Source organism: Nonomuraea sp. NPDC049784 (assembly GCF_040659615.1).
Taxonomy (GTDB): Bacteria; Actinomycetota; Actinomycetes; order Streptosporangiales; family Streptosporangiaceae; genus Nonomuraea.
The window spans coordinates 1-9,842 of the sequence record NZ_JBFAMX010000382.1; the positions used below are offsets into that span (position 1 = coordinate 1).

A 9,842-nucleotide genomic window follows, 5' to 3' on the forward strand; every position below is an offset into this window, starting at 1 on the left:
AGACCGGGTACGGGGTGGTCGACGCGGCCGCCGCGCTCAACGCCGCCGAGCGGCTGACCGGCGAGCAACCCAGTGTCGCGGCAGGCAAGGAGCACTTCGGGCAGGGCGAGGACTCGCCCGTGCCGACACGGCCGGGGCCCGACCCGCTCCGGCTGTGGTTGTACGGGGGAGGGGTGCTGGTCGCGCTTGTTATGTTCTGCGGCGCGATCATCGTGCTCAATCAGCGCAAGGAGTGAACCTTTACGATCCGCGCGAACAGTAAAGTTCCGCTATGGTCCCGCGTCATGGGATACGAGCTGCGGGTGGTGCGCGAGTCGCCACTCGCCTTCGCGGAGCTCGCGAAGGCCATCGCACCGGCCGGTTTCGAGCTGCGCGGATCTGACGAGATCGTGGCCGCACACAGGGGCGGCACGCACGCGGTGGCGCGCTGGCAGGGCCAGCTGATCGGGGAGCCCGGCTCCGACTGGCACGTCGCACAGCTCCTCAGGCTGTCGGTCGCGCTCGGCGCCCGGCTGCTGGGCGAGGACGGCGAGGTCTACGCGCTGCGCGACGGCGTCATCGAGGTCCTGACGGGCGGCAGCGCGATGGAGATAGGCAAGTTCGACGAGATCATCGACGCGGGACCCGCGGCATGGAGCCCCTGAACCCCTTCGCCGAGCGGGTGCTCGACCTCGTCGAGCGCATCCCGCCCGGCAAGGTCATGGCGTACGGCGACATCGCCGAATACCTCGGCGAGGGCGGCCCCCGGCAGGTCGGCAAGGTGATGTCCACATGGGGCGGCGGTGTGCCGTGGTGGCGCGTCGTGCACGCCGACGGCAGCGGCGCGGCCCCTGACCACCTGCAACGCTGCCTGGCCCACTGGCGCGAGGAGGGCACCCCCTTGCGGGGCGAGCGGGTGGACATGCGCAGGGGGCGGTGGGACGGGCGTTCAGCGGATTTTCAGTAAGGGGCGTGACCTGCTGTTTCGCCGAACGTGCGATTCCGTGACATGTGACTCCGATTACCATAGGCAGAACACTGATGGCGGCCCGAAAGGCGGTGCCTCCCTATGGCCACCGGCGTCACAGCCCAGAGCCAGGGCGGCGACTCGCTCGCCGACCGCCTGAAGGCTGTCCAGGATCTCTGCGATCGTGGAGAGCCTCTCGAAGCGGTCATGCGAGCGGTCGGTCCCGGCGGTCTCGATGCCGCGTTCGACACCGAGGTGCTGAGCGGCCCGCTCGGGACGCGCATGGACCTGGCGGTCAAGCGCGGTGCCGCGCGGCGGCGAGAGATGCTCGACCTCGTGCGGCCCTACCTGGCGGCCGTCGACGCACGCGTCAAGCGCGACCTGCCGGTCTCGCGGCGTGTCATCGTCCACCTGATCGAGCACCGGCCCGACGAGGAGCTCGTCGAGGGCGAGACGCTCGTCAAGGTCGTGACCGCGGCGGCCGAGCCGTCCAAGCGCATCCGCAAGGGCCTGCGCTGGTACGCCGACCTGCCTTTCCGCGACGAGCTGTCGCCCGACCTCTACCACTTGCGGCGCGCCGACCTGGTGCCGGTGACCCACATCGACGACATCGTCTGGGTCGACGGCAAGCTGCGCGTGACCGGTTTCGCGTACTTGGCGGGGCTCTCCGTCCGTAGCCGCAGGTTCAACTGGGCGACCGTGGTGCTGCGTGGGCCACGCTGGCTGCCGCCCATCCGCATGCGCACGCGCCGCGTGCTCGCGCCCGAGGCCACGCATGGCGCGCGCGAGCCCGGCTGCAACTACGACTGGTCCGGGTTCAGCGCCGAGTTGAGCCCGTGGCCGCTGCGCTGGCGTGGTGCCGTGCGCGGCGTGGTGTCCGCCGTGCGCCGGCGGATGCGTCACCGGCCGTCCGTGCCCGACACCACGACGTGGCGGGCCGAGATCGTGTTCTGGAGCCGGGGCGCGCGGGCCACGGGCCTGCTGCGCGGCTCCTCCGTCGGCCGGCCGGAGCGTCCCGCCGGGCGCCGGCTGAAGCCGGGCTGGTGGATCAGGCCGGTGTGGACGTCCGACCGGGCGCTGCAGATCGTGCTCCAGCCCAACCGGGCCGAGCTGACGGGCGCGTCAGTCGAGGGCGAGCGCCTGGAGCTGAAGATCTTCCTGCCCGGGCGCACGGTGACCAAGGGCCACGCCCGGCTCGGCGGCCACCGCATCGCCGCCGAATTCACCCCGGCGGGCGACGGCACGCAGGTTGTGGTGGGCCTCGCCGTGCCCGCGCTGCTGCAGGAGAAGGACGGGCGGCGGCTCTGGGTCGAGCCCAAGGGCGACCCGGCGGCGTCCGTCATGCTCGCCGACCTGGTGGAGACCCGCACGGCGGTGGGCGACCGCGAGATCACCGTGCTCGGTGACCGCCGCGACCGCGTGATCGTCTCGGCTCACCGCATCCGCCCGGTGATCAGCTCCGCGGTCTGGGAGGGCTCCTCGCTCGTCCTGCGCGGCCGCTATCCCGACGCTCCCGGGCCCCGCACGCTGACGCTGCGGCACCGGTCCGGGCTGTCCTATTGGCTGCCTATGGAGCGCTCCGGCGAGGAGTTCTCCGTACGCGTCGAGCCGTCGGCCATGGACCGTTTCGGCGAGTCCGTGCCGCTGGCCTCCGGCACCTGGAACATGTCGATCCGCCACCCGTCGGGCGAGATCGTGCCGTTGCGCATGGACCACGCGGCCCTGCTGGGGCTTGACGAGGATCCGCGCACGTTCGACGGGCGCACATACCGGATGATCTCCACCCGCTTCGACGTGCCGGTCGTGACGGTCGAGGAGGCCAGGCCCGCGGACGAGCGCGGCGTGGCGGGCACCCACGTGCTGCGCCGCGTCTTCTACCCGGCCCAGCGCACGGAGCCGCTGACGGACGCGACCGTCTACGTCGTCAACGACGGGCGGCTCTACGCCGACAGCGTCCGCGCGATCTACGAGGAGCGGCTGCGGCGGGGCGACGACCGCGAGCACATCTGGATCGTCAAGGACGGCGCCTTCGTGCCGCCCGGCGGCGCGACCGTCATCCGGGCGGGCAGCCGCGAGCACCACGCCGCGCTCGCCAGGTCCCGCCACATCGTGACCAACTCGTTCCTGCCGGCCTGGTTCCGTGCCCGCGAGGACCAGGTGGTGGTGCAGACGTGGCACGGCACCCCGGCCAAGCACATCGGCAACGACCAGTCCCACATGGCCCGCGACCCGAAGCCGCCGATCTGGCACCGGCAGGCGGCGGAGGTGCGTGGCTGGGACCTGCTGCTCTCGCAGTCGCCGTGGGCGACGCCGGTGCTGCGCAAGGCCTTCGGCTACAAGGGCGAGATCCTGGAGAGCGGGCTGCCGCGTAACGACGTGCTCCACTCTCCCGACCGGGAGGCGCTGGCGGCCGCCGTGCGGGAGCGGCTGGGGCTCGTCGAGGGCAAGCGGGTGATCCTGTACGCGCCTACGTGGCGGGATTACGACCGCAAGAACGCCATGGTCAAGCTGGACCTGGCCAAGGCGCGCGAGGCGCTGGGGGCCGATCACGAGATCCTGGTGCGGGCGCATCCGATGCAGGCGATGCCCGCCGTTCCCGACATCGCCCACGACGTCACCACTTATCCCGACATCGCGGACTTGTTGCTGGTGGCGGATGTGCTGGTGACGGACTACTCGTCGGTGATGTTCGACTTCGTGTGCACGGGACGGCCGATCGTGTTCTACGGGTACGACCTGGCGAAGTACTCGACGAAGCGGGGGCTTTACCTGGACCTGGCCGAGCAGGCGCCGGGGCCGGTGCTGTCGACGTCGGCCGAGGTGATCGACGCCCTGCGGTCCATCGACTCCGTCGCCGCCGCCCACTCCGACCGATACGAGTCCTTCCGCGCCACCTTCGCCCCCCGCGACGACGGCAAGGCGACAGCTCGCGTGGTCGATCACCTGTTCTTCTGATCATCCGTTACGGCTTCGCACGGTGGGCCGCACGCACCGACGTCGGTGGCCGTCTGTCATGGCCGGTCGTGAAGGCTCACGGGCTGGTCGCCGTGACGAGCGTCTTGTTGGCCGGCTCCGTGGTCAACGGCGTGCCACTCTCCGTGCGCGCCTGATCCGCACCCAGGGCGCGCACCGTTCGTGTGGCATCAGAAGAGGTCGGGGAGGTCCGGTAGGAGGAAGCGGCGGTCCGGGTCGTAGCCCGTCTCGAAGGGGAGGTCCTCGGCGCGGCGGAGGCCGGTGTGAGGGAGGTTCTCCACCAGGAGGTAGAGGAGCGACGTCATGGTGGTGCCGCAGACGATCTCGCCGCTGTCGATGAGCTTGCGCAGGCCCGAGATCGACACCCACTCCACCCGCTCCGCCTCCCAGGGGTCCGAGGGCGGGCCGATGTGGGTGGCCGAGTCGGCGCGGTAGATGTGGTGGAGGTGGTCGGAGAAGCCGTTCGTCGGCTGGATCGACAGCAGCGGCCGCAACGGGCCGGGGCGCCAGCCGGTCTCCTCCTCGACCTCGCGTGCCGCCGCGTCCAGGGGCATCTCGCCCTCGTCCACCCGGCCGAGCGGGATCTCCCAGCCCCAGCTGTCGGTGATGAAGCGGTGCCGCCAGATCAGCAGCACCCGGTCCTGGTCGTCGGTGACGACCGCCCCGGCGCCGGGCGCGGTGCGTACGAGCCGATGATCGAGACGGCGTCCGTCGGGCAGCTCCACATCCGCCACCCGGATGTCCAGCCACTGGTCGGCGTACAGCGACTTCTCGGAGTGGACCTGCCACCGCATGCGATCGACCTCCGCGCCAAGGCGAGATGTTGACCTTACGTTACAAGGATCAACGCTCCGTGTGCGAGGAATCGGCGGCGGTCACTTCCGCAGGTCGACGTCCAGCGACAGCGATGAGAGACGCACGTCGTAGGTGCGGAAGCGGGTCTCCGAGACGAGCCGCTCGAACTCGCTCTTGGTGTACGCCCGCCGCGGCAGGAAAGACCGCAACATGTACCGCGTGAACGTCTTGGAGAGCCCGCTGAGCCCCATCCGGTCCACGTCCTCGTCCACGGCCTCCTTCGACACATCGCGGCGCAGGTCGTTGATGAGGGCGCGGCCGCCGGGCCGCAGCACCCGGTGCATCTCCTGGAGGGCCCCGACGGGATCGGAGAAGTTCTTGAACGCCGCGCAGCAGATGACGAAGTCGAAGCTCTCGTCGTCGAACGGCATCGCCGAGGCGTTCCCGAGCCTGAAGTCGACCTCGACCCCGGCCTCGGCCGCCTTCGAGCGGGCGATCTCCACGAACGTCTCGCTGATGTCGAGCCCCGTGACCGCGTAGTCACCGGTTCTGGCCAGGGCGATCGACAGGTAGCCGGGCCCGGGGGCCAGCTCTAAGATCTCGCTCCCTGGCGCGGTGCGCTCGCGCACCTTGACGACCTGCTCGTCGAACCTGCCGGGCGACTTGCCGGTGCTGGTGGCGTACCAGCGGGCGATCGCGCCCTCCATGCCCACACCTTTGTATCCCTTGGTCATAGAAACACGATATGTCGCGTCTAGGCGCTGTCAAGACATATCTCGAGACGCCTATGGCGAACAGGAGGGCGGCGTGTCGGGCAGGGAAGCGGCGATTCGCCCCGATACGGTAGGCGGATCGCGTGGGGAGACCGGGCAAGTCGGCACGATCTACCCCTGTGGTCTGGTGGAATCTAGTGCTGTGAGTGGTCAGACCTGGCGGTTGGTACGGCGTGGCAGCGGTGGCCCAGTTGTGCCCCCTGTGCTCGACGAGCACCAGCGTGCCGTGGTCGCCCACGAGAGTGGCCCTCTGCTCGTTCTCGCAGGTCCGGGCACCGGCAAGACCACCACGATCGTCGAGAGCGTGGTCGACAGGATCGACCGGCGCGGCCTCGACCCCGAGCGCGTGCTCATCCTCACCTTCAGCCGCAAGGCCGCCGAGGAGCTGCGTCAGCGCGTCACCGCCCGCCTGCGCCGCACCACCCGCACCCCTCTGGCGCTCACCTTCCACTCCTACGCGTACACGCTGCTGCGCCGCGAGTCCGTGCTCGAGGGCAAGGCCCCGCCGCGTCTGCTGACCGGTCCCGAGCAGCTCCTGGAGATCCGCCGGCTGCTCCACGGCGAGCTGGAGAGCGGCGCGCTCGACTGGCCGGTGTCGCTGCGCGAGCCGCTCAAGACCCGCGGGTTCTCCGAGGAGCTGCGCGACTTCCTGTCCAGGGCCAACGAACGCGGGCTCGACGGCGAGCGGCTGATCGCGCTCGGCAGGCTGCACGGGAGGAGCGACTGGGCGGCGGCGGGCAGGTTCGCCGGGCGCTACCAGGACAGGTTCGACCTCGACCCGGAGGAGACGTACGACTACGCCGAGCTGATCGGGGCCGCCTCCGCGCTGCTCGCCAGGCCGGAGGTGCGCGAGCGGGAGCGGGCGGCGCACGACGTGGTGTTCGTCGACGAGTACCAGGACACCGACCCGGCGCAGGAGCTGCTGCTGGCCCAGCTCGCGGGCGACGGCCGCGACCTGGTCGCGGTGGGCGACCCCGACCAGTCGATCTACGGGTTCAGGGGCGCCGACGTGCAGGGCATCATGAAGTTCCCCGAGCGCTTCAAGACCCGCGACGGCCGCGAGGCGCCGGTGCTGGCGCTGCGAGTGTGCCGCAGGAGCGGGGCCGACCTGCTCGAGGCCTCCCGGCGGGTCGCGGCCCGCCTGCCCGTCGCCCCGATGCCCGACCACGCGTACGGCCACGAGCACGACCATCGCGACCTCGCGCCGCTGCCGGAGGCGGAGCCCGGCGATGCGCGGGTGCTCCTGGCCGACAGCACCAGCCAGGAGGCGGCGATCGTTGCCGACACGCTGCGCCGCGCGCACCTGATCGACGGGGTGCCGTGGCACCGGATGGCCGTGCTGGTGCGCTCGGCCAAGCGCCAGGTGCCGCTGCTGCGGCGGGCCCTGGTCAACGCCGGCGTGCCGACGATGATCGCGGGCGACGAGGTGCCGATCGCGCAGGAGCCCGGCGTGCGGCCGCTGCTCACCATGCTGCGGATGGCCCTGGATCCCGCCCAGCTCGACGAGGGCGTGGCCGAGGAGCTGCTGACAGGGCCGCTCGGCGGCACGGACATGATCGGCGTACGCCGTCTCCGCCGCGCACTCAAGATCGCGGAGAACGAGGCGGAGGGCACGCGGTCCTCGGGGGAGCTGCTGGTCGCCGCGGTCCAGGACGTACGCGAGCTGACCCGCGTGGAGCCCCACGTCGCCCTCCCCGCCGAACGCGTGGCCAAGCTGCTCGCCGCGGCCCGGGAGGCCGCACAGCAGGAGGGCACCGCCGAAGACCTCCTGTGGACCGTGTGGCACGCCAGCGGGCTGGCCGGGCGCTGGAGCGATCTGAGCCTGCAGGGCGGCCCCAGGGGGGCGCAGGCCGACCGCGACCTCGACGCCGTGGTGGCCCTGTTCGACCACGCGGCCAGGTTCGTGGATCGGATGCCCAAGGCGGGCCCCGAGGTGTTCATCGACGACCTGGCCGCCCAGGAGATCCCCGGCGACACGCTGGCCGACCGGGCCCCCGACGGCGACGCCGTGCGCGTGCTGACCGCCCACCGCTCCAAGGGCCTCGAGTGGGACGTCGTGGTCGTCGCAGGCGTGCAGGAGGGCGTCTGGCCCGACCTGCGCCTGCGCGGGTCGCTGCTCGGCGTGGAGGACCTCGTCGAGGTGGTCGAGGGCACCCAGCCGAACGCCGCCTCGCTGATCTCCAAGCTGCTGGCCGAGGAGCGCAGGCTGTTCTACGTGGCCGTCACCAGGGCCAGGCGCAGGCTCGTGGTGACCGCGGTGGGCGGCGAGGACACCGACGAGCGGCCGTCCAGGTTCCTGTCGGAGCTGATGCCGGGAGCGGTGGAGTCGGCCACGGTCGACGACCGGGCCCGCTGGCTGAACATGTCCGCGCTGGTGGCCGACCTGCGCAGCGCGGTGACCGATCCCACTAAGCCACGAAAAATCCGGCAAAATGCCGCTAAGCAGCTCGCCCGTCTCGCTGCCGCGGGCGTCCAGGGCGCCCACCCCAACGACTGGTACGCCCTCACGCCCATCTCCGACGACCGCCCCCTGAGCTGGCCCGACGACATCGTCAGCATCTCCCCCTCGGCGGTCGAGAGCTTCACCAAGTGCGGCCTGCGCTGGCTCCTGGAGACGGCCGTCGGCGCCGCGGGCACCAGCACCGCCCAGGGCCTGGGCAACATCATCCACGCCCTGGCCGTCCTGGCCTCCACCGACCTGCCCAGCGAGGACCTCCTGGGCGACCGCCTCGATCAGATCTGGAACGACCTCGACTTCGGCGGCGTCTGGTACAACCGCAAGCAGCGCCAGGTCGCCGAGCAGATGATCGGCAAGTTCCTGCGCTGGCACAAGGAGAACCCTCGCGAGCTGGTGGCTCTGGAGGAGGCGTTCACCGCGATGGTGTCGGAGGGCGTCCAGATCAAGGGCCGCGTCGACCGGGTCGAGCGCGACTCCGACAACCGCGCCGTGATCATCGACCTCAAGACCGGCGGCTCCAAGCCCAAGGCGGGCGACCTCGACCGCCATCCCCAGCTCGGCGTCTATCAGCTCGCCGCGCTGCTCGGCGCGTTCGCGCGGCACGGCATGACCGAGCCGGGCGGCGCCGCGCTGGTCCAGGTCGGCAAGGCGGCGGGGAAGAACGAGGCACTGGAGCAGAAGCAGCCCCCGCTGTCGGAGGACAAGGACCCCGGCTGGGCCACGGACCTGGTCGACACGGTGGCGATCGGCATGTCGGGCCCGTTCTTCCAGGCCAAGGTCAACGACGGCTGCCGCACGTGCGCGGCCAGGGCCAGCTGCCCGGTCAACGACAACGGGGGCCAGGTGTGCTGACCCCCGCCGAACTCGCCGGCAAGCTCGGCATCCTGCCGCCCACTCGCGAGCAGGCCACGGTCATCGAGTCCCCGCTGGAGCCGATGGTCGTCATGGCCGGCGCGGGCTCGGGCAAGAGCGAGACCATGGCCGGGCGGGTGGTCTGGCTGGTCGCCAACGGCCTGGTCAAGCCGGAGAGCGTCCTGGGCCTGACCTTCACCCGCAAGGCCGCCGCCGAGCTGGCCACCAGAGTCAGGGAGCGGCTGAACGGCCTGGCCGAAGCCGGCCTGGTGGAGCCGGGTGCGCTCGACAACGAGCCGACCGTGTCCACCTACCACGCCTACGCCGCGCGCCTGGTCACCGACCACGCGCTGCGCGAAGGTCTCGAGCCGACCATGCGCCTGGTCACGCCGGCCGTGTCGTGGCAGCTCGCCTCGCGCGTGGTGGCGATGTACGACGGGCCGATGGACCGGATCGAGCTGGGCCCGCCGTCGGTGACGGCCGCGCTGCTCGAGCTCGCCGGCGAGCTGTCGGAGCACCTGCGCTCGTCCGGCGACGTGCGCCGGGTGGGGGAGTGGCTCCAAGACAGGCACGACGCGCTCCCCGGCAGGACGACCGTGGCCCAGCGCAAGCCGCTCAGCGTCCAGGCCGCGCGGGAGCAGTTGCTGCCGCTGGTGGAGGCGTACGAGCGGCTCAAACGCGGCCGGGAGGTCATCGACTACGGCGACCAGATGTCGCTGGCCGCCAGGATCGCCGCCAACCACAAGGAGGTCGGCGAGATCGAGCGCGACCGCTACTCGGTGGTCCTGCTCGACGAGTACCAGGACACCAGCCACGCCCAGCTCGTCCTGCTCCGATCCCTGTACGGCGGCGGCCACCCGGTCACCGCCGTGGGCGACCCCTGCCAGTCGATCTACGGCTGGCGCGGCGCCTCCGCGGGCAACCTGCGCCGCTTCCACCGGGACTTCCGCACCAGCACCGGCGACCCCGCCGAGATCCGCCAGCTCAGCGTCAGCTTCCGCAACGGCGACCGCGTGCTCGACGTCGCCGCCCGCGTCCAGCTGCC

General features: G+C 71.4%; 7 protein-coding genes and 1 pseudogene. 6 read left to right on the top strand and 2 right to left on the bottom strand.

All coding sequences use genetic code 11. The annotated features are described in order from the left end of the window. The 4 genes and pseudogenes from AB0J09_RS44000 to AB0J09_RS44015 all read left to right on the top strand — a co-directional run. Positions 1-236, top strand: a pseudogene (locus tag AB0J09_RS44000) (serine protease); the annotation flags it as partial. Positions 237-284: 48 nt separating this feature from the next. After that, entirely contained in the window at positions 285-644 is a 360-nt protein-coding gene (locus AB0J09_RS44005; protein ID WP_360705053.1) for a hypothetical protein, read from the top strand. Then, positions 632-946 (top strand): MGMT family protein, encoded by a 315-nt coding sequence (locus AB0J09_RS44010; RefSeq protein ID WP_360705056.1) that lies wholly within the window; start codon positions 632-634, stop codon positions 944-946. Before AB0J09_RS44005 ends, AB0J09_RS44010 begins: the two co-directional genes overlap by 13 nt. 102 nt (positions 947-1,048) lie before the next feature. Continuing rightward, positions 1,049-3,901 carry a CDP-glycerol glycerophosphotransferase family protein gene (locus AB0J09_RS44015; RefSeq protein ID WP_360705059.1) on the top strand — a complete coding sequence of 951 codons (2,853 nt, stop codon included), beginning with the start codon at positions 1,049-1,051 and terminating at the stop codon, positions 3,899-3,901. Between the two features lie 188 nt (positions 3,902-4,089). On the opposite strand, the gene AB0J09_RS44020 is transcribed toward AB0J09_RS44015, so the two are convergent. Next, entirely contained in the window at positions 4,090-4,713 is a 624-nt protein-coding gene (locus tag AB0J09_RS44020) for an NUDIX hydrolase (protein ID WP_360705062.1), read from the bottom strand. A gap of 81 nt (positions 4,714-4,794) precedes the next feature. Beyond that, positions 4,795-5,448, bottom strand: a complete 654-nt coding sequence (locus tag AB0J09_RS44025; protein WP_360705065.1) for a class I SAM-dependent methyltransferase — start codon at positions 5,446-5,448, stop codon at positions 4,795-4,797. Positions 5,449-5,689: 241 nt separating this feature from the next. Between AB0J09_RS44025 and AB0J09_RS44030 the strand changes: the two genes are divergently transcribed. Further along, positions 5,690-8,797, top strand: coding sequence for an ATP-dependent DNA helicase (locus tag AB0J09_RS44030; RefSeq protein WP_360705071.1), 3,108 nt, complete (start codon positions 5,690-5,692; stop codon positions 8,795-8,797). Beyond that, the coding region (locus tag AB0J09_RS44035; RefSeq protein ID WP_360705068.1) for an ATP-dependent helicase at positions 8,791-9,842 on the top strand (1,052 nt) is incomplete at its 3' end. The genes AB0J09_RS44030 and AB0J09_RS44035, both read left to right, overlap by 7 nt.